The following is an 18,628-nucleotide window of genomic DNA, read 5'->3' as shown; positions in this document are numbered from 1 at the left end:
TCCGAGGGCAGTGCCTGAAGCTTTGATCTCAAGCGACACAACATTGCGCAGGAGCAGGCTCTGCTCTTGCGTGCATGAAAGCCGGCGCGGAACAGGCCGGCCGGTTTTTCAGTCTTCCTTGACCCATTGGGCGAGCGGCATGACATCCGGCGGCTGGGCGTAGCCGCGTGGCCACATGTCGACAACCCACCCGAGCTTGGTGGCGCGGTCCACCAGCACGGCCGTGTTGTGCGGCAGCTGAAAGGTCAGCGGATTGCCGCGATAATGCGGATCGCCAACGTCGTGGAACCTGAACAGACCCCATTCCTGCAGCACCAGCAGCAGGCTTGTGGTGTTGCGGGTGGTGTCCCAGCAATCGTAATTGTGCTTGTCGTCCAGCGCGCGAACGTCGGCTTTCGCGACGCGCTTGTCGGTTCCGATCACCGGTCCCATGCGGCGATCGAACCAGATCACGGCCTTCTGCAACGCCGCCCGCTCCGCCGCGGCTGACGCGCGGCCCGAGGCGAGGATGTGCGTGAGCGCGCGACGGTCGCCGGGGGTGAAATCAAGGATCTCGCGGCGGCGGCAGACAAACCCGTAGCAAACCGTCATGGACGTTGCGGAAGGCGGATAGATCGATACCGTGCTGTACAGCGCCGCCTGCGGTGTACTCAACTCCATTGCGGCCGCCGACCGCGGCATGGCCATCAGGATCGGTCCGAGCAACAAAACGGCAAACGCGGATGCGGAGCCGCTGCCCGGCTTCCCAGTTCGTCGTCTTTCGCCAAATTCCATCCGTCGCCGCGCTTCGCTTCAAAAATCCCGCAAAGCCTATCGCAGCCGTTTCGCGATTCCAAGCTTGGGTCCATGATGAGGGGGTAACGGAACTTCAGGTCACGCCATGACGTCCGACACCGTACCGCTTCCGCCATTCGAGGCGCCGTATGCGCCGGACGATCGCGTTATCGCCGGACGGCTGCTCGAAACCGGCCGATTGGACCGCGTGCGGGAAGAGCGCATCGACCACACCGCGACGCGCCTGATCGACGCCATCCGCAGCCGAGACGACCGGCTCGGCGGGGTCGAGGACATGCTGCGCGAGTTCGCACTTTCCAGCAAGGAGGGCCTCGCACTGATGGTGCTCGCCGAAGCCCTGCTGCGCGTGCCGGATGCCCGCACCGCCGACCGCTTCATCGAGGACAGACTCGGCCAGGGCGATTTTGTACATCACGAAACCAGATCCAGCGCCTTCCTGGTGAACGCGTCGGCATGGGCGCTGGGAATGTCGGCGCGGGTGATCCAGCCCGGCGAGACCCCGCAAGGCACGATCGGCCGGCTGGTGAAACGGCTCGGCGTCCCGGCCGTGCGCGCCGCGACACGGCAGGCGATGCGGCTGATGGGCAGCCATTTCGTGCTCGGCGAAACCATCGAGCAGGCGCTGGCGCGGGCGCATCCGGATTCGGCGCGCGCGCCGCGCTATTCCTACGACATGCTGGGCGAAGGCGCCCGCACCGCCGCCGATGCCGAGCGCTATTTCAATGCCTACGCCAGCGCCATCGACGCCATCGGCCGCGCCGCCGGCCGCCGGCCGCTGCCCGACCGTCCCGGCATTTCGGTAAAGCTCTCCGCGCTGCATCCGCGCTATGAAGCCGTGAGCCACGGCCGGGTGATGGCGGAGCTCGTTCCGAAGCTGATCGCGCTGGCGCGGCAAGCCAAAACCCATGATTTGAATTTCACCGTCGATGCCGAGGAAGCCGACCGGCTCGAACTGTCGCTCGACGCGATCGCGGCCGTCTTCAGCGAGGCGTCGCTCGCTGGCTGGGACGGTTTTGGACTGGCGATCCAGGCCTATCAGAAACGCACGGCCGAGGTGATCGACCATGCCGACCGCCTCGCGCGAACGCTGGACCGGCGCATGATGGTGCGCCTGGTCAAGGGCGCCTATTGGGATACCGAGATCAAGCGCGCGCAAGAGCGCGGCCTCGACGACTATCCGGTGTTCACCCGCAAGGCGATGACCGATCTCAATTACATCGCCTGCGCGCAAAAACTGCTAGCGCTGCGCCCGCGCCTGTTCCCGCAATTTGCGACCCATAACGCGCTGACGGTCGCAACCGTGATCGAGCTCGCGGGCAACGAAGGCGGCTTCGAATTCCAGCGCCTGCACGGCATGGGCGAGGCGCTCTACGAACAATTGAGCAAGGATCGCCCGGATCTGGCCTGTCGCTCCTATGCGCCGGTCGGCAGCCATCGCGACCTGCTCGCCTATCTGGTGCGGCGGCTGCTGGAAAATGGCGCCAACACGTCGTTCGTGGCGCTCGCCGCCAACGATAAAATACCAGCGGCCACGCTATTGCGGCGGCCGACCACGATCTTAGGCGCCGCGGCGCAAGCGCGGCATCCGAACATCCCCTTGCCGCGCGACCTTTACCGGCCGCAACGGACGAATTCGCGCGGCATCGAATTCGGCGACCGCACGGCCTTGAACGAATTGCTTGCGGCGGTCGCGGCGAGCCGGCCGGCGATCACCGGGACTACGAGCGTAACTCCGGAAGCCGCAAACAACCTGGCCGACGCCGCCCGCGCCGGTTTCAGGGCGTGGAACGAAACACCGACCGGGACGCGCGCGGCGATCCTCGACAAAGCGGCCGACCTGCTGGAGCAACGCGCGGCGCATTTCATCGCCCTGTTGCAGCACGAGGGCGGCAAAACGCTCGACGACGCGCTCTCGGAAGTTCGCGAGGCCACCGATTTCTGCCGCTATTACGCCGCCGAAGGCCGCAGGCTGTTCGGCCAGAGCGAGACCATGCCGGGGCCAACCGGCGAGAACAATGTGCTCGGGCTGCGCGGCCGCGGCGTGTTCATCGCGATCTCGCCGTGGAATTTTCCGCTGGCGATCTTCCTCGGCCAGGTCACGGCGGCGCTGATGGCGGGCAATAGCGTCGTCGCCAAGCCCGCCGAACAGACCCCTTTGATCGCGGCGGAAGCCGTCCAATTGCTGCACGAGGCCGGCATCCCGTCCCCGGCGCTGCATCTGGCGCAGGGCGATGGCCGGATCGGCGCGGCGCTGGTCGCGCATCCCGGCATCGCCGGCGTGGTCTTCACCGGCTCGACCGAGGTCGCACGCGCGATCAACCGGACGCTCGCCGCCAGGGACGGACCGATCGTGCCATTGATCGCGGAGACCGGCGGCATCAATGCCATGATCGTCGATGCCACGGCGCTGCCCGAACAGGTCGCCGACGATGTCGTGACCTCGGCGTTCCGCTCGGCCGGCCAGCGCTGCTCGGCGCTGCGGCTGTTGTTCATCCAGGACGACGTCGCCGACCGCATGATCGAGATGATTGCGGGCGCGGCGCGCGAACTCAAAATCGGCGACGTGCGCGACCCTGCCGTGCATATCGGGCCGGTGATCGACCTTGAGGCCAAACAGCGGCTGGAGGCGCATATCGCCCGCATGAAGCGGGAGGCGCGCGTGCATTTCGCGGGTCTGGCTCCCGCCGGCAATTATGTGGCGCCGCATATTTTTGAATTGTCCGAGGCCGGTCGACTGACCGAGGAAGTGTTCGGCCCGATTCTGCATGTGCTGCGCTATCCCGCCGAACGGCTCGAAACCGCGCTGCAATCGATCGAGTACACAGGCTACGGGCTCACGCTCGGTATTCATTCGCGGATCGACGACACGATCGAGCAGGTGATCGCCCGCCTCCAGGTCGGCAACATCTATGTCAACCGCAACATGATCGGCGCCGTGGTCGGCGTGCAGCCGTTCGGCGGTCATGGTCTTTCAGGCACGGGGCCGAAAGCCGGCGGGCCGCATTACCTGGCGCGGTTCGCCACCGAACAGACCGTGACGATCAATACCGCCGCCGCCGGCGGCAATGCCGCGCTGCTGTCGGGCGAGGAATGAGGATTCACGTCGCGAGGAGCACAGCGATCTACCGTCACTCGTCATTCCGGGGCATGCGCGCGGCCCCGTTTGCTCGCCACGACGCCTAAACAGCCGTTGCATCGCACCGCCAACATCGGTCAAATGCGCCCTGCCATCTGCTGATCGCAGCCGACGATTCCACATGGCGGAATAAAACCAACAAACGTGACGGGAGCGACCCCATTATGGAAGACGGCATCTTCGCAGGCCTCAAGGTTCTGGACTGCGCCAGCTTCATCGCGGCGCCCGCCGCCGCAACCGTGCTGTCGGATTTCGGCGCCGAGGTCATCAAGATCGAGCCGCCCGGATCGGGAGATCCCTATCGCAACCTGCCGAATCTGCCGGGATATCCGCGCAGCGAACATAATTTCGCGTGGCTGTTGGAGGCGCGCAACAAGCGCAGCCTCGCTCTCGATCTCAGCAAGCCGAAAGGCCAGGCGGTGCTGCATCGGCTGGTCATGGAGACGGATGTCTTCATCACCAATTTTCCGCCAGGCGTGCGCAGCCGGCTCGGCATCTCCTACACCGAACTGGCCCCGCTGAACCCGCGCCTGATCTATGCGTCGTTCACCGGCTATGGCGAACAGGGCGAGGAAGCCAACAAGCCCGGCTTCGACAGCAACGCCTATTGGGCGCGCTCCGGCCTGATGGATCTGGTGCGGGCGGATGAGAGCACCACGCCGGCGCGCTCGGTCTCGGGGATGGGCGATCACCCCTGCGCGATGGCGCTGTATGGCGCGATCGTCACCGCGCTCTACAAGCGCGAACGCACCGGCAAGGGCTCTCACGTTTCCTCGAACCTGATGGCCAACGGCGTCTGGGCCAACGGCGTGCTGGCCCAGGCCAAATTATGCGGCGCCAAATTCGGGGAACGGCGTCCGCGCGAACGCGCGCTGAATGCCGTGACCAACCACTACCGGTGCAAGGACGGCCGCTGGATCATCCTGTCGCTGCTCAACGAGGAACGGCAATGGCCGGCGCTGGCGCGATGCCTGGGACGCGAGGAGCTCGTCACCGATGCGAGATTTGCGACCAAGGCCGATCGCCATGCGCGATCGCTGGAGCTGATCCAGATATTCGACGAGGTGTTCGCAACCAAAGACCTCGCCGAATGGCGCAAGACCCTCGACGGCAACGGCCTGGTGTTCGGCGTGGTCGGCATTCTCGACGACATTCCGCACGACCGGCAGATGATCGACAACAACGTGCTGGTGCCGTTCGAGGGCGACACCATGCTGACCGTCAACAGCCCGATCTGGGTCGACGGCAGCACAAAGACCCCACCGCGGCGTCCGCCCGATATCGGCGAGCACAGCGACGAGGTGCTGCGCGAGGCCGGTTTTGACGAGGCCGCGATCCGGCAATTGCGCGCGTCGGGCGCCGTGGCTTGAGCGCTATAGCGTTTTCGAGCGAAGTGGATTCCTGTTCGCGTGAAGAAAGCGCGTCAAGGCAAAATGCTGGAGCCCGGCTCTGATTCCATCGGAACCGATAAGGCGCTAGTGATTGTGCAGCAACACCCAACCGATAGCGGCAACGCCAATGACCACCGCCACCGCGATCGCCCACGTGCTGACACGGATATCGCCAGTCGTTTGCCGCTCGGCTTCGTTCTCGGCGATCTCGCGGTTGCGCTGCTTGTTCTCCTGTTCGGACGAACTCATCGGCGAACCTCCGCTTGAGGATGCATCAGACGACTTCAGGCGAGGATAGGCCCAGCCAACCAGCCGTCAACCAGGTTGCATTCAGCTACCGGGTTTTGACAAAGCACATCCCCATGCGCGATGTCGCGTCCACGACTTGGCAGGCCAGTCCCTTGGCGCAACTCCACGACCGGAAGCTTGCATCCCTGGCGTTCGCGCCCGGCACTGGCCGGTAGCAATGCGCGCCCCAGCCATCGTCATATTCGGTTCCGGCAAGCTCGGTGCTGCCGCGCAGCTGCGGGCGGTTCGAGAAACCGCGCGAATAATCCGGCGGCCTGCCGTCACGCAGCGCGGTCAGGATATCGCGGCGCCTGATCTGGTCGCCGAAGAAATGCGGCGATGCCGGCACGAATGTCGTGTTGGAGGGCTGCTCCCTCATCCAGTCGACGCCGGGGAAATGAAAACCGCCGATGCCGCGGGTCTGGTGGCATCCGGCGCAGGTGATGTCGTTGAGCCGGCGTTCGAAGCCCGCAACCGAGCGGATATTTTGCGTCGGCATGCCGCGCCCGGCCGCCTTTTCCAGGGCCGAGACGACATCGCTGTCGCTGAACAGCGGGGCGGTCTTGGCGTCATCGCCCTGCGTCAGGCCGAACTCCGGCTGCAAATTCGAGATTCCAAATCCGACCGGCGTCGTGGCGATCGCGCCGGTCGCGAGGAATTCCGGCGGGATCAGAACGGTGCCGCGATCGAGCGCGCTGAAATGTTCAGGATCGAGCAGCCAGGCCTTGAAGGCACGTTTGAGGTTTGCATCGGCCAAGATACGATCGCGATCGATCTGGTCCTCGAGCGGCGCTTCGTCAAAGGTCCGGGACTCCGCGTGATAGTCGAACACCTTCATGAGATAGTCGGTGCGGAAATCGCGGGCGGCCGATTTCGGCGCATGCGCGATCTGAAGATTGGTCTCGATGCGCTCGACATCCGCAGGCGTGACGGGATCGAGCGGGCCGCCCTGCGCCGTCAGCTTTTCCGCAAGCTGCTTGCCGGTAGATGTCCAGCCGCTGGTGGCCAGCCATCGGCGGGCGATCTCCGCGCAGATGACGGGGGCGCCGCTGTTATCGGCCGCATGATCGCCTTTGGCCTTGAGCACGACCATGAGCGTCATCGGCAACCGCGGCGAGACGTCGTCATCGCCGGCTGGCGTGATGCCGGTGCGCGTCAGCCGGTAGATCAGCCGGATTTCGCCGCAGGCGTCGGGCGCGACATAGCCGCGATCCATCCGGTTGACGATGCCCGACAGCACGAACCGCGAGTCATCGGAATAGAGCTGCGCGCGATCGAACAATCGAAAGGCAAAGGACTCGCCGACGCCGATGCTCTCGCCCGGAAATTCGGCCTTGTGTCTGGCGACATAGCGATCGAACTCGCCGTCGAGCGCCTTGCGTATCGGCGCCATCGACGGCAGCGCGAACAATTCGCGGTTGGCGAGCGGCGCATCCGCCGTCCGCGACGGCGCCAGCATGCGGCCGAGCGCAAATCTTCCGCCATCGAGTTCACGCAAGGCAAAGGGATCGGTGATCGCGGCGCCCCGCTCCAGCGCGGCGTTTTCCGTTCCGCGCGCAGGCAGCGCGCAACAGAGCAGGACGGAGACTGCGAGAAGCCGCGAGATACGATTCATATCCTGACTAACACCGCAAGTTCACGCCTATTTCGGCGCATGGGCGTGCAGCCTATAGCCGAAAAAGAAACAGGCTGTCTCACGACAGCCTGAGAACTTGGACAGGATCACTTCACCTCACGATGAGGTGAAGTGCTTCCCTGATTTAGCGGGCGACGATCAGGCCGCGGCTGGTCACCACCACCCAGTGGCCGTCCTGACGCCGGATCGCATCGACGCGGCCGAGGCCCGGCACGGGATCTCCCGCATAGACTTCGTACATGCCGCGCCGGCCTTCGATCAGCGCGCCGCCATTTCCGACATCGCGCAGCACCCAGTCGTCGAGGGTCGGCAACCGGCCGACCTCATTCCTGGCGTCGCTGACCTTGGCATCCGCTTTGGGCGCAGCCGCGGCCAGCGCAGCGGGCGCGGTCGATGGCGGCGTGACCGACCCGGTGACTTCCTTCTGTGCCGCCTGCGCGGCATTTGCCGCGGCGGGTGCAGCCGCCGGCGCAGGGCGGAGCTTTTCCACGGCCTCGCTGAGCTTGGCCAGCTTGGCGGCCGGTTCGGCCTGCGCCTTCTCGAGCTTGTCGAGGCGGTCGCTGGTCTTGTTGAGCTGGGCCATGTCCGTCCTGGACGTGTGTTCGACACTGGCCTTGAGCGCGACGACATCCGCATCGATCCGGGCCACGGTGGCTTCGAGCGCATGGTCGCCCGCAGCCGCCGTGTCCGCGCCGACAACATGTCCCAGACCCGCGGTCGCCAGCGCGCCACCCAGCGCGCCCGCCACCACCGCCAGCGCCACCACGGCCGCCATCGCTCCAATTCGCCGCTTGCCGGGTACGCCGCCGGCGTTTTGTCCCGCCGCGGCTTCCGGAGCCACGCCTTCATGGGCCCAGGCGCGATCGCCCGGCGACATGATCATGAGCTTGCCGGGCGTCCGCGACGCTTCCGGCTTGGCGGCTTCCACCTTGACGGCTTCGACCCTGGGCGCATCCGGCCTGGGAGCGGTTTCTTCCTGATCGGGGGCAATCCTCGGAGATTCGACGCTGCCGATTTCAGGCGAGGCGCCCGAGACCGGCCGGCGCTGCGCGTCGGACGAACCGGAAATCACCGGCCCGATCGACCCGGATTCATCGCTGCTAGGCTCAGCCTGTTGTTCGCTCACGGCTAATTCTCCAAAATAGATTGACCATTTGGTAACTTTTATTGCTTGCGAAATCGTTACCGGCACCCAAGTTACGGAAATTTTAGGGAGTCATTGCGGCCGGTTTTGGCCCTTGGACGGGCTTTGGCCGGTCCCGCCAGGATTCCCGGGGCCACGCGCAGGCACGTGTCCGGCAATGACGAACGACGCTAGATCACCAGCGGCGCATCGGGCAGTTCGTTCGGCCCCCGGCCTTGCGCCGGGAAATATTTCGCCAATTGCCGCGACACCGCTTCGATCCCGCGGATCACGCCGCTTTCAAAATGCCGCGCCCTGAAGTCGGCTTCCATTCCGGCGCAGATTTTTTCCCATCCGTCGGCGCCGACCTTGGCGTCGATGCCGCGGTCGGCGATGATCTCGACATTGTGGTCGGCGAGCAGCAGATAGACCAGAACGCCGTTGTTGTGCGCGGTGTCCCAGATCCGCAGTTGCGAAAAAATATCCAGCGCACGTTCCCGCGCCGGCTGATCGCGAAACAAGGGCGCGCCGTCCAGCGCGCCTTCCACGACGAAGCGGACCTGGCCGGAATGGGTGGCCTCGCCTTTCTTGATCGCCTGCTCGATCGCAGCCAGCGTCTTCGACGGGAAAATCCGCCGCGCCTGCCAGCGGTGGAGGAGAAGATGTCTGCCGATGCGCCTGATGCCCATAGCCACCCCTACCAGCTTCCTGACGCGCCGCCGCCGCCGAAACCGCCGCCACCGCCGCTGAACCCGCCGCCGGAACGGCCGCCGCCCCAGCCACCGCCGGGAAACGGACCGCCATAGCCGCCGCCGGTCCAGGTGCCGCCCCGTCCGTTCGACGACACGATGCTCTCGCCGATCATCGTGAAGACGAAGGCGATGACGGCCACGATGGCCGATGCCGCGATCGATCCGACCAGAAGCCAAGCCAGAAATCCGACGACGCCGCCGGTGGCGACCGAGCCGATCAGCCGGCCGAACAGGCTCCGCAGCACGGCGCCGCCGATGAACACGCCGAAGATAAGGAAGGGATTGAAGAGATCATCGATATGGGCCGAGGACGGCTCCCAGCTTTGCTGCGGCTGCGGCGCGGGCAGCGGTTCGCCGTCGATCACCTTGATGATCTGATCGACGCCCGCCGAGATGCCGCCGGCAAAATCGCCATCCCTGAATTTCGGGGTGATGATCTCGTCGATGATGCGCTTGCTGGTTATATCCGTCAGCGCGCCTTCGAGGCCGTAGCCGACCTCGATGCGAAGCTTGCGATCGTCCTTGGCGACCAGCAGGATCGCACCATCGTCGACCTTCTTGCGTCCGACCTTCCAGGCGTCCGCGACCCGGATCGAATATTGTTCGATGGCCTCGGGCGCCGTCGTCGGCACGATCAGCACTGCGATCTGGCTGCCTTTCCGGGCTTCGAAATCCGTCAGCTTCTGCGTCAGGGAATCGATATCGCCGCTGGAGAGCGTGCCGGTCTGATCGACCACGCGCCCGGTGAGCGGCGGCACCGCGACATCGGCCAGCGCTGCAAAGGCCCAGCACAGCAGCAGCGCAACGAGGGAGGCTCTTGCAGCGTTCATCGCGCTCAACCGGGTTGCCGGATTATTTAGCGGGCGCGGGCGCGGGTGCCGGTGCCGGTGCCGGATTGAAATCCACCTTCGGCGCGGTGGAGATTTCCTTTTCATTGTCGACGGTGAAATTCGCCTTCTCTTTGTAGCCGAACGCCATCGCCGTCAGGTTGGTCGGGAACGAGCGTATCGTGACGTTATAGTCCTGCACCGTCTTGATGTAGCGGTTGCGCGCCACCGTGATGCGGTTTTCGGTGCCTTCCAGCTGCGCCATCAGGTCGCGGAACAGCGCGTCGGATTTGAGTTGCGGATAATTCTCCGTCACCACCAGCAATCTTGACAGCGCGCTGCTCAATTCGCCCTGCGCCGCCTGGAATTTCGCGAACGCGCCGGGATCGTTGACCATGTCCGGCGTGGCCTGGATGCTGCCGACCTTGGCGCGGGCGTTGGTCACCCCGAGCAGCACGTCCTTTTCCTGCTGCGCATAGCCCTTCACCGAATTGACGAGGTTGGGCACGAGGTCCGCACGGCGCTGGTACTGATTGAGGATTTCCGACCAGGCCGATTTGACCTGCTCGTCATTGGTCTGGATGGCGTTGTAGCCGCAATTGGTCAGGCTCAATGTCGCCAGCGCCGCCAGCACGGTTAAAAATTTACGCATTGAAATCTCCCGCTTTTCTTGCGGCAAAGTAGCAGAAGGATTTGAGGACGGCTGTAGTATTTTACGTCGCATGCCCTCATATCTAGCCGCGTTCACTGGGACAAAACGCGAGTCTGCCACAAGGCGTCACGCGTCCCACAGGAGGCAAATAATGAGTGCGAATCACGTCTCAAGCGGGAACGAACCCCTTACGTTGATAAACGTCTTTCAAGTGGATCCTGCGCACCAGGAGCAACTGGTCGACCTTCTGAAGCGCGCAACCGATGGCATCGTGAATGCCGCTCCGGGCTTCATCACGTCCACACTTCACCGCAGCCTCGACGGCACCAAAGTCGCGATGTACTCGCGCTGGCGCAGCAAGGATGATTACCAGGCCATGCGCGGCGACCCTCGACCGCGGGCTCTGCTGGAGGAAGCCCTTTCCATCGCGAAATTTGAGCCTGGGATCTATGAAGTCGTTCAGACCTATTTGCCGTTGAACAAGCAGAACCCCGGGGGTGGTGGCTAAAGCCCTTTCGGTTCTGATTGAAGCAGAACCGGGCTTCAGATTCTTGTTTTTGACGCGTTTCTTTACGCGGACCGGTATCCACTTGGCTCGAAAACGCTATAGGGGCCAGCCCGACGCGCCATCGCGTATCGGGTACACGCGACCTTAGCTCTGTGCCGCCTTGGCGTCCTGGATCGCCTGCCAGACCTTGTGCGGCGTCAGCGGCGTGTTGAGTTGCTTGATGCCGAGCTCGCTCAACGCATCCATCACGCCGTTGGTGATGCAGGGCGGGCCGCCGATGGCGCCGGATTCGCCGCAGCCCTTGGCGCCCAGCGGATTGGTGCGGCAGGGTGCGGAATCATCGAGCGTGACCGTGATCGGCGGAATGTCGTCGGCGCGCGGCAGGCAATAATCCTGGTAGCTCGCGGTCAGCAACTGACCTTCCGCGTCATAGGACACGCCCTCATACAGCGCCTGTCCGATCCCTTGCGCGACGCCGCCGTGAACCTGTCCCGTCACCAGCATCGGATTGACGGCGACGCCGACGTCGTCGACGGTGGTGTAGCGCACCACCTTGCTGACGCCAGTCTCCGGATCGATCTCGACCTCACAGATATGCGTGCCGTTCGGCCAGCTCGGGCCGTCGACTTCACCCTGGCTGTCGACGCTGAGCCGGGTTCCGCTCTCCTTCTTGGCGATATCGAACAGGCTGATCCGCCGGTCGGTGCCGACCACCGTGAGCCAGCCGTCGCGGTATTCGATATCGTCGACCGAGGTTTCGAGCAGGTTCGAGGCCTTCTCGCGCGCTTTCGCAACCATGTCGCTGGCCGAGACCGCGACCGCGGTGCCGCCGACGAACAGCGAACGAGAGCCGACGCTGCCGAAGCCGGTGGCCAGATCGGTGTCGCCCTGCACCACGTCGATCCTGTCCATGGGGATACCGAGCGATTCCGACACCATCTGGGTGTAGGTGGTTTGCAGCCCCTGCCCCATCGCCATCGTGCCGGAATGCAGGACGATGCGGCCTTCGGCGGTCGCGTGCAGGCTGACCTTTTCGGTATGCGCGCGCCCGCCGGTCCACTCGATATAGCTGGTCAGGCCGCGGCCGTAGAGCAGACCCTTCTTCTTCGCCGCCTTCTTGCGCGCGGCGAAGCCGTCCCAGTCGGCCAATTCGGAGGCGCGCTCCAGCACCTGCGCGAACGCGCCTGAATCATAGACCTGGCCAGCGGCGTTGGTGTAGGGCAGTTGCTCGGGCTTGATGTAATTCACCTTGCGGATCGCGCGGGGATCCATCCCGATCTGCCGCGCCGCGGCGTCAAACAGCCGCTCCACGATGAACACCGCCTCGGGCCGGCCCGCGCCGCGATAGGCGCCGACCGGCGCGGTGTTGGTCATGACCGATTTGATCTCGAAATGCACCAGCGGCAGATCGTAGACGCCGGTCTGCACGAAGGGACCGAGCACCAGCGGGATGATGTTGCCGGTGCCGCTGCTGTAGGCGCCGGTGCCGCCGACCGAGCGCACACGATAGGCCTGCACGCGGCCCTTGGCGTCGAGCGCGAACTCGCCGGTCGAGGTGAGGTCGCGGCCATGCGTGCCGCCGACGAATTCATCGGTGCGCTCGCCGCGCCAGCGGATCTTGCGCCCGAGCTTAATGGCGGCGTAGGCCACGATGCCGTCTTCCGGATACACATTGGTCTTCTGGCCGAATCCGCCGCCGATATCGCCGACCAGCACGCGCACGCTCTCCTTCGGCCGCTTCAGCACGGCCTCGGCCAAGACGTCGCGGGTCGAGCCCGGGGTCTGCGATTGCACATGCAGGGTCAGCCGCCCGGATTTCTTGTCGACCTCGGCAATCGTCGAGCGCGGCTCCATCGCGGACGGGATCAGCCGCTGGCTGGCCAGATCGAGCGAGACCACATGCGCGGCCTTGGCGAATACGTCCTCGACCTTGGCCCCATCGCCATAGCTCATGACGGCCACGATATTGTCGGGCGCGTCGGGCCAGACCGACGGCGCGCCGGGCTTGATGGCCTCGATCGGATCGACCACCGACGGCAGCACTTCATAATCGATCGTGATCGCTTCGGCCGCGGTCTGGGCCAGCACCCGCGAGCTCGCCACCACGGCCGCAACCGACTCACCGGCAAAGCGCACGATCTCGTGCGCCAGCAACCGCCGCGGCGGCACCGTCATCGGCGAGCCGTCCGGCCGCTTGAAGATCGCCAGCGTCGGGATGGCGCCGATGTCATCGGCGATCAGGTCGGCGCCGGTATAAACCGCCTCGACGCCCGGCATCCCGGTGGCGGCCTGGGTGTCGATCGACACGATCCTGGCATGGGCGTGTGGCGAGCGCAGCACATAGAGCCAAAGCGCACCGTCTTCCGGCCTGTCGTCGATGAATTGCCCCTTCCCGGTGAGCAGCCGCTGATCCTCCAAACGCTTGATCGGCTGGCCCGCACCAAAACGCATGTTGCCGGGAAGAATATTCATCAGTTTGTCCTTCGAGTCTCTTGTGGGATTGGGCCGGTTTTAGCGGATGGAACACGGGAAGGCCAACTGGCGTTTTGCGGCAGAAAACGCCTAAGAAATCGTCATGGCCTGCCCGGCGACGGGGGGTTCCCGGCACCGGAATCTCTTGCCAACAACCTCCCGGGTCCACGCTTCCCGTACCCCGGATGATGCCCAGCAGTGAGCCCTCAGCCGAGATCCTGCAGCACCTTTTCGACGGCCTGGCGCTCGTCCGCGGTCAGGGCCGCCTGCGGGGCGACCGGATCTCCAGCATCATAACCCTGGATCGCGAGGCCGGCCTTGATGCAGGCGGCGAGGTTATAGCGGGCGAAGGCTTCGTTGATACGCCACAGCCGCCGTTGCAGGACCAGCGCCTCGTCCCAGCGCTTGGCCTTGCAGAGATTGTATAGTTCGACGCTCTGGCGCGGAATGAGGCAGGCCGGGCCCGCCATCCAGCCGACCCCGCCGATCAGCATCACCGCCGCCGGGATATGCGCCGACGCCGAGAATACGCGGATCGCGTCGCCGCAGCGATTCATGATCGACAGCAGCCTGCCGGTGTTGGTCGAGGCATCCTTGATGTAACCGATGCGCGGATGGGCCGCGAGCCGCGCGATGACATCGAGCGTGAGATCCGAGCGCTGGAATTGCGGGTTGGTGTAGATGACGACGGGAATATCGACCGCATCGGCAATGGCGCGAAAATAGGATTCGATCTGCGCGTCCTGAAGCGGAAAATAAGCCTCCACGATCGCCAGAATGCCGTCGGCCCCAAGCCTCTGGTAGGACTTCGCCTGCGCGACCGCATCGATCGTCGAGGTGGAGACGACGCCCGCCACCACCGGCACGCGTCCCCTCGTGGCTTCGATCGTCGCCTGCACCACAGCCGCGCGCTGCGCATTGTTCAGATAGGCGAACTCGCCGGTCGAGCCGAGCGGCGTCAGCCCGTGAACGCCCGACTTGATCAGATCGTCGCAAAGCTTGCCCAGCACCTCGGTCCGGATCCTGCCGTCGGGATCGACGGGCGAGACGAGGTAAGGGAAAACCCCGTGAAAATCAGCCATGACCGTCTCGAGCCCCGGGAACTCAGCCCAAGCACCGATACGCGCTTTTTCAATCGAGGTGAAGCCGCCGCGCCGACGGCGGCTTCTGGCAGAGGCTACCGCTCAGCACCGCTCGTAGCAGTGAAACGCGCCGTAAATCCCGGACCGGTCCCGTTCGAACCCGATCGCGCTTCGCTGCTCGTCACGGCGCCAGACGCCGCGCAGCGACGCCAGTTCGGAACCATCCAGCGGAGACTCCTTACCTGCGGTGCGGAAGATGACGCGGACCTCGTCGCTGCCGGAACGGTCGATCGCGTTCCACAACGCACCGATCTCTTCCGGGGCCATCCAGTCCTGCGAGTCCAGCAGCACGACGGCATCGATCTGCCGCGCCGGAAGGTCTTCCAGGAATTGCCGGAGATTGGCGTGAACGGGAATGATCAGCCCGGCGCCGTCGCGCATCCGCTCGAACTGGCCGCGCTGCAAATAGGGCGGCAGGCAGCGGTCGCCGGGACCGGGGTAACGGCGTTGCAGCGCCTGCCAGGCGAAATAATTGGTCTCGTTGGGATGGCCGTTGATCAGGCGCAGCAACCGCTCATAGAGCACTTCGTTGAGCGGCTCGCCGCCTCCCAGCAATTCGCGCTGTTGCGGCGGAATCCCGAGGCTGAAAAGCAGCGCCGGTGTTCCCGTGATCAGCCGGGCCAGCGGCGAATGAAACAGGCGATGCAGGCGGGCCAGCGCCCGGATGCGCTCCGGCGAGTCCGCCCTGGCATTCAACAGGGCCACCAGATCGATATTGGCGAATTTCGCCAGCAAATGCGCAAAGCCGATGAAGCCGCCGAGCATGCCGTGGCGGTAGAACCCGTCGGTGAAATAATCGTGCCGCGGACGCCCGATGACATTGCGCTTGTCCCAGTAAGAGCGCGCCTCGGTATCAAGCAAAGGCCGCAGCCGGTCGCGATACAGCGCGGCGTTGTCCGGCGAAGCGGCCTCGCCGAAGAATTGCCAGAACTCCTCATATCCAGAGAAAGCGCGAAGGCCCGCGAGCTTGAGTTTGAGCAGCGCGAGATGGGCTTCGTTGAGATCGATGGCAAAGACCTGGGCCGGTCTGGCCGTCAGGTAGGACAGCGCGTTGCAGCCGCCGGACGAGATGGTGGCGATGGTCGAGCCGACCGGCAATTGCAATGCCGCAAGATCGGCTTCCGGATCCTCCCAGATCTGGGTGTAGACCAGACGGCGAAACCAGAACGCAAACAGCCGGTCCCAAACGGTCGATTGATCATCACTTCTGCTATTGCGAACCGCGTTCGCGATCAGTTGCGAGCTCATCTAATCTCCGAATCGTCAATCTGACGAGCGTATCGCGGGCTCGCTTCAGTTTTACGACAGTCACAAAGGCGCGAAATTGTCACATGGCTGTCGCGCGAACATCGCAAGGAAGCAAAGACACCTGCTGCTGGAGAACTAATTAAATGTCCGCGGTTCCCTCTGACGTCAGCGTGGATATTTCATGGCCGGTCGAGGCAACCGACCGCATGAACAGGATGTATCGCTGGCAGCGCCACATCTACGACGCAACGCGGCGGTATTATCTGCTCGGCCGCGACCGGATGATTGCAGACCTGCAACCTGCCCCTGGCGCCAGCGTCCTCGAGATCGGCTGCGGCACCGGCAGGAACCTGGCGCTGGCCGCGAAGCGCTACCCGAATGCCCGATTTTTCGGTGTCGATGTTTCGACGGAAATGCTGACCTCGGCGATATCGGCCATTTCACGGCGCGGCCTGGCGCCGCGCATCCGGGTCGCGCATGGCGACGCGACGGTTTTTGATCCACAGGCTTTGTTCGGTATCCCCAGCTTTGACCACATCATGATTTCCTACAGCCTTTCGATGATTCCGGACTGGAACCGGGTGCTTGAATCCGCCGTCACGCGTCTCGCGCCCGGCGGCCGTCTGCACATCGTCGATTTCGGCGGACAAGAACGGCTGCCGTTCCCGACGCGACAGTTGCTGTTGCAGTGGCTCAAACTGTTCGACGTGACGCCGCGCGATGATCTGGAACAGGCGCTGACGGCGATGGCCGAGGCTTGCCGCGGCAATCTGAAATTCGAACGTCCGTTTCGCGGTTACGCGCAATATGCGGAGTTGACGCTTCCTGCGGAACCAAACACGCCATGAGCGGGTGGCTGGCACTGGTCGCGGCCGGTCTGTTCGAAGTCGCCTGGGCGCTGGGCCTGAAATATTCCGAGGGCCTGACCCGGTTCTGGCCGGCCGTGGCCACGCTGGTCGCGATCCTCCTGAGCTTCGGGCTGATGTCGCTCGCACTCCGGTCGTTGCCGTTCGGCACCGCCTATGCGGTCTGGACCGGGATCGGCGCGGTGGGCACGATCCTGGTCGGCATGATCGTCTACAGCGAGCCGACCGACCCGGTGCGAATTCTCTGCCTCACCCTGATCGTGGCCGGCATGGTCGGGCTCAAGCTCAACTCGCCGGTGTGAGAACGCCTCAGGTTCACGACGGCCGCTTCACTTGCAGACTTCTCCACCCTTCCACCGCGCCGAACAGGCCGAGCGCGATCAGGAACGGGAGAAAGTGATACAGGAAGCGGAACATCAACAGCGCCGCCACCAGCGGCTCCTTGTCGTCGCCGCCAAGCCCGATCAGGATGGTGGCGTCGAAGACGCCGATCCCCGCCGGCGCATGGCTGGCAAAGCCCAGCAACGTCGCGATGATGAAGACGACCGCGACCTGAAAAACGCCGACATCGGCGCCGGCCGGAATCAGCACATACATCGCAAGCGCCGCGGCGCCGAGATCGAAAACGCCGATCACGATCTGCAGCAGCACCATCGGCCCGGATGGCAGGCGCACCGGCCAGCGCCACGCCCCGAGACTTCTCGGTGAGCGCCAGCTCCAGACCACAAAGGCGCCGACACCCATCAGCAACGCCGCCGCCAGCCATCGATTGAGCTGCGACGGCAGATAATCGATCAGGCTGATGGCAGAGGGCTCATAGAGCACGCTCAATCCGAAAGCGGTCAAATTGCCGAGCCAGAATGTCAGCCCGGTGAGAAAGCAGATATTGGCCACGTCCAGCGCGCCGAGACCGTTGCAGACATAGATCCGGTAGCGGATGACCGGCGAAATCAGCGCCACCGCGCCGATGCCATGCGCAATCGGATAGCTGGTAAAGCTCGCCAGCGCCGCGATCCGATACGGAACCTCGGCGTGACCGATCGTGCGAAGCGCCAGCACGTCGTAAATCGTCAGGCTTCCGTAGGAAACAACTACAAGCAACAGCGCCAGCGCGATCAGGCCGGGACTGGTGCGCTCGACGACCGCGACGACTTCGCTGTAGTGGATATTCTTCAATGTGTGCATCAGCGCGAATACCGCCATCGCGACGATGACGGCGCTGATGACGATACCGAGACCTTTCAGCCAGCCGCTGCTCAAAAACCGCTTCTGCGACGAAAGGATTGTCAGGGCTTGCATCCATTCGGGCGGCGATCTCGACGATCGAGCCAACTGATTCGGTGCGGTCCATACATGGATTGACACGCCGATATGACAGCGGCGTTACCAGTCATTCTAAACACATCGTGATTCCCGCTATTTCGTAAGCAGAGTCCCGGCGCATTGCCGTCGCATCCCGTTCACGCGGCCTCGGTAAGAAGCGGCGAACTCATAATGATTCGAGGAATCATGAGCGCGGAACTCGACTACGATCTGACGCAGGATCAATGGGAAGTGCTGAAGGCGCTCCGCCTGACCGCCGCCATTCGGCGCACATTGAATCAATTTATCATCGAAAGACTCGTCGCACTCCAGCTGGCCGCGATGGCCGACGATGGCCCCGTCATTACCGACACGGGCCGCAAGGTGCTGGTCAGAGGCTCGGCGCGATTGTGGGATCTCGCGGCCTGAATTTCCGGGAACGCAAATCCGGGGCTGTCATCGCCGGCTGCCGCTCATGAAAAGTGCCTTG

General features: G+C 64.2%; 17 protein-coding genes. 6 read left to right on the top strand and 11 right to left on the bottom strand.

The genetic code is table 11. From position 1 onward, the window contains the following. Positions 1-108: 108 nt before the first annotated feature. Positions 109-687, bottom strand: coding sequence for a hypothetical protein (locus tag HB630_RS00280; protein ID WP_213769373.1), 579 nt, complete (start codon positions 685-687; stop codon positions 109-111). A 193-nt stretch (positions 688-880) separates the two neighbouring features. On the opposite strand from HB630_RS00280, the gene putA reads away from it, so the two are divergent. Together putA and HB630_RS00270 are read left to right on the top strand one after the other, a co-directional pair. Further along, positions 881-3,889: a bifunctional proline dehydrogenase/L-glutamate gamma-semialdehyde dehydrogenase PutA gene (gene putA / locus HB630_RS00275; protein ID WP_213769372.1), complete on the top strand. Its 3,009-nt coding sequence runs from the start codon at positions 881-883 to the stop codon at positions 3,887-3,889. Between the two features lie 206 nt (positions 3,890-4,095). After that, positions 4,096-5,301 (top strand): CoA transferase, encoded by a 1,206-nt coding sequence (locus HB630_RS00270; protein WP_213769371.1) that lies wholly within the window; start codon positions 4,096-4,098, stop codon positions 5,299-5,301. A gap of 105 nt (positions 5,302-5,406) precedes the next feature. Here HB630_RS00270 and HB630_RS00265 read toward each other — a convergent pair whose 3' ends face one another. The 6 genes from HB630_RS00265 to HB630_RS00240 form a co-directional block, all read right to left on the bottom strand. Beyond that, positions 5,407-5,571 carry a hypothetical protein gene (locus tag HB630_RS00265; protein ID WP_213769370.1) on the bottom strand — a complete coding sequence of 55 codons (165 nt, stop codon included), beginning with the start codon at positions 5,569-5,571 and terminating at the stop codon, positions 5,407-5,409. Positions 5,572-5,656: 85 nt separating this feature from the next. Beyond that, positions 5,657-7,225 carry a hypothetical protein gene (locus HB630_RS00260; protein ID WP_213769369.1) on the bottom strand — a complete coding sequence of 523 codons (1,569 nt, stop codon included), beginning with the start codon at positions 7,223-7,225 and terminating at the stop codon, positions 5,657-5,659. Between the two features lie 145 nt (positions 7,226-7,370). Beyond that, complete coding sequence (locus HB630_RS00255) at positions 7,371-8,372, bottom strand: hypothetical protein (RefSeq protein ID WP_213769368.1); 1,002 nt, start codon at positions 8,370-8,372, stop codon at positions 7,371-7,373. 188 nt (positions 8,373-8,560) lie between these two features. Then, complete coding sequence (locus tag HB630_RS00250) at positions 8,561-9,058, bottom strand: TPM domain-containing protein (protein WP_213769367.1); 498 nt, start codon at positions 9,056-9,058, stop codon at positions 8,561-8,563. Positions 9,059-9,066: 8 nt separating this feature from the next. Next, entirely contained in the window at positions 9,067-9,951 is an 885-nt protein-coding gene (locus tag HB630_RS00245; RefSeq protein ID WP_213769366.1) for a YgcG family protein, read from the bottom strand. Between the two features lie 22 nt (positions 9,952-9,973). After that, positions 9,974-10,600, bottom strand: coding sequence for a LemA family protein (locus HB630_RS00240; protein WP_213769365.1), 627 nt, complete (start codon positions 10,598-10,600; stop codon positions 9,974-9,976). A 151-nt stretch (positions 10,601-10,751) separates the two neighbouring features. Here HB630_RS00240 and HB630_RS00235 point away from each other — a divergent pair, with 151 nt between their 5' ends. After that, positions 10,752-11,108, top strand: a complete 357-nt coding sequence (locus tag HB630_RS00235; RefSeq protein WP_213769364.1) for an antibiotic biosynthesis monooxygenase family protein — start codon at positions 10,752-10,754, stop codon at positions 11,106-11,108. A 144-nt stretch (positions 11,109-11,252) separates the two neighbouring features. On the opposite strand, the gene HB630_RS00230 is transcribed toward HB630_RS00235, so the two are convergent. From HB630_RS00230 to HB630_RS00220, 3 genes are all read right to left on the bottom strand, one after another. Beyond that, positions 11,253-13,580, bottom strand: coding sequence for a xanthine dehydrogenase family protein molybdopterin-binding subunit (locus HB630_RS00230; protein ID WP_213769363.1), 2,328 nt, complete (start codon positions 13,578-13,580; stop codon positions 11,253-11,255). A gap of 206 nt (positions 13,581-13,786) precedes the next feature. Further along, entirely contained in the window at positions 13,787-14,662 is an 876-nt protein-coding gene (locus HB630_RS00225; protein ID WP_213769362.1) for a dihydrodipicolinate synthase family protein, read from the bottom strand. 102 nt (positions 14,663-14,764) lie between these two features. After that, entirely contained in the window at positions 14,765-15,970 is a 1,206-nt protein-coding gene (locus HB630_RS00220; RefSeq protein ID WP_213769361.1) for a BtaA family protein, read from the bottom strand. Between the two features lie 143 nt (positions 15,971-16,113). Between HB630_RS00220 and HB630_RS00215 the strand changes: the two genes are divergently transcribed. Together HB630_RS00215 and HB630_RS00210 are read left to right on the top strand one after the other, a co-directional pair. Beyond that, on the top strand, positions 16,114-16,818 hold the full coding sequence (locus HB630_RS00215) for a class I SAM-dependent methyltransferase (protein ID WP_213769360.1): 705 nt from the start codon (positions 16,114-16,116) through the stop codon (positions 16,816-16,818). Further along, positions 16,815-17,138, top strand: a complete 324-nt coding sequence (locus HB630_RS00210) for a multidrug efflux SMR transporter (RefSeq protein WP_213769359.1) — start codon at positions 16,815-16,817, stop codon at positions 17,136-17,138. Before HB630_RS00215 ends, HB630_RS00210 begins: the two co-directional genes overlap by 4 nt. 13 nt (positions 17,139-17,151) lie before the next feature. Here the strand turns inward: HB630_RS00210 and HB630_RS00205 are convergent, their stop codons facing one another. Further along, positions 17,152-18,135 (bottom strand): YbhN family protein, encoded by a 984-nt coding sequence (locus tag HB630_RS00205; RefSeq protein WP_249780588.1) that lies wholly within the window; start codon positions 18,133-18,135, stop codon positions 17,152-17,154. Positions 18,136-18,345: 210 nt separating this feature from the next. Between HB630_RS00205 and HB630_RS00200 the strand changes: the two genes are divergently transcribed. Continuing rightward, the gene (locus tag HB630_RS00200; RefSeq protein ID WP_213769358.1) at positions 18,346-18,567 is read left to right on the top strand and encodes a hypothetical protein; all 222 of its coding nucleotides are present in this window, start codon (positions 18,346-18,348) and stop codon (positions 18,565-18,567) included. Positions 18,568-18,628: the final 61 nt, after the last annotated feature.

It is taken from the genome of Bradyrhizobium sp. dw_78, assembly GCF_018449525.1.
In the GTDB taxonomy this organism is placed as follows: Bacteria; Pseudomonadota; Alphaproteobacteria; order Rhizobiales; family Xanthobacteraceae; genus Bradyrhizobium.
Note: the sequence above shows the minus strand (reverse complement) of the source record. Positions and strands in the feature narration are given on the sequence as shown.

Coding starts and splice junctions, on each gene's coding strand:
- HB630_RS00225 (WP_213769362.1), bottom strand. CDS start 14,662: ATGGCTGATTTTCACGGGGTTTTCCCTTACCTCGTCTCGCCCGTCGAT.
- HB630_RS00245 (WP_213769366.1), bottom strand. CDS start 9,951: ATGAACGCTGCAAGAGCCTCCCTCGTTGCGCTGCTGCTGTGCTGGGCC.
- HB630_RS00280 (WP_213769373.1), bottom strand. CDS start 687: ATGGCCATGCCGCGGTCGGCGGCCGCAATGGAGTTGAGTACACCGCAG.
- HB630_RS00210 (WP_213769359.1), top strand. CDS start 16,815: ATGAGCGGGTGGCTGGCACTGGTCGCGGCCGGTCTGTTCGAAGTCGCC.
- putA (WP_213769372.1), top strand. CDS start 881: ATGACGTCCGACACCGTACCGCTTCCGCCATTCGAGGCGCCGTATGCG.
- HB630_RS00235 (WP_213769364.1), top strand. CDS start 10,752: ATGAGTGCGAATCACGTCTCAAGCGGGAACGAACCCCTTACGTTGATA.
- HB630_RS00260 (WP_213769369.1), bottom strand. CDS start 7,225: ATGAATCGTATCTCGCGGCTTCTCGCAGTCTCCGTCCTGCTCTGTTGC.
- HB630_RS00250 (WP_213769367.1), bottom strand. CDS start 9,058: ATGGGCATCAGGCGCATCGGCAGACATCTTCTCCTCCACCGCTGGCAG.
- HB630_RS00240 (WP_213769365.1), bottom strand. CDS start 10,600: ATGCGTAAATTTTTAACCGTGCTGGCGGCGCTGGCGACATTGAGCCTG.
- HB630_RS00265 (WP_213769370.1), bottom strand. CDS start 5,571: ATGAGTTCGTCCGAACAGGAGAACAAGCAGCGCAACCGCGAGATCGCC.
- HB630_RS00200 (WP_213769358.1), top strand. CDS start 18,346: ATGAGCGCGGAACTCGACTACGATCTGACGCAGGATCAATGGGAAGTG.
- HB630_RS00270 (WP_213769371.1), top strand. CDS start 4,096: ATGGAAGACGGCATCTTCGCAGGCCTCAAGGTTCTGGACTGCGCCAGC.
- HB630_RS00205 (WP_249780588.1), bottom strand. CDS start 18,135: ATGCAAGCCCTGACAATCCTTTCGTCGCAGAAGCGGTTTTTGAGCAGC.
- HB630_RS00220 (WP_213769361.1), bottom strand. CDS start 15,970: ATGAGCTCGCAACTGATCGCGAACGCGGTTCGCAATAGCAGAAGTGAT.
- HB630_RS00230 (WP_213769363.1), bottom strand. CDS start 13,580: ATGAATATTCTTCCCGGCAACATGCGTTTTGGTGCGGGCCAGCCGATC.
- HB630_RS00215 (WP_213769360.1), top strand. CDS start 16,114: ATGTCCGCGGTTCCCTCTGACGTCAGCGTGGATATTTCATGGCCGGTC.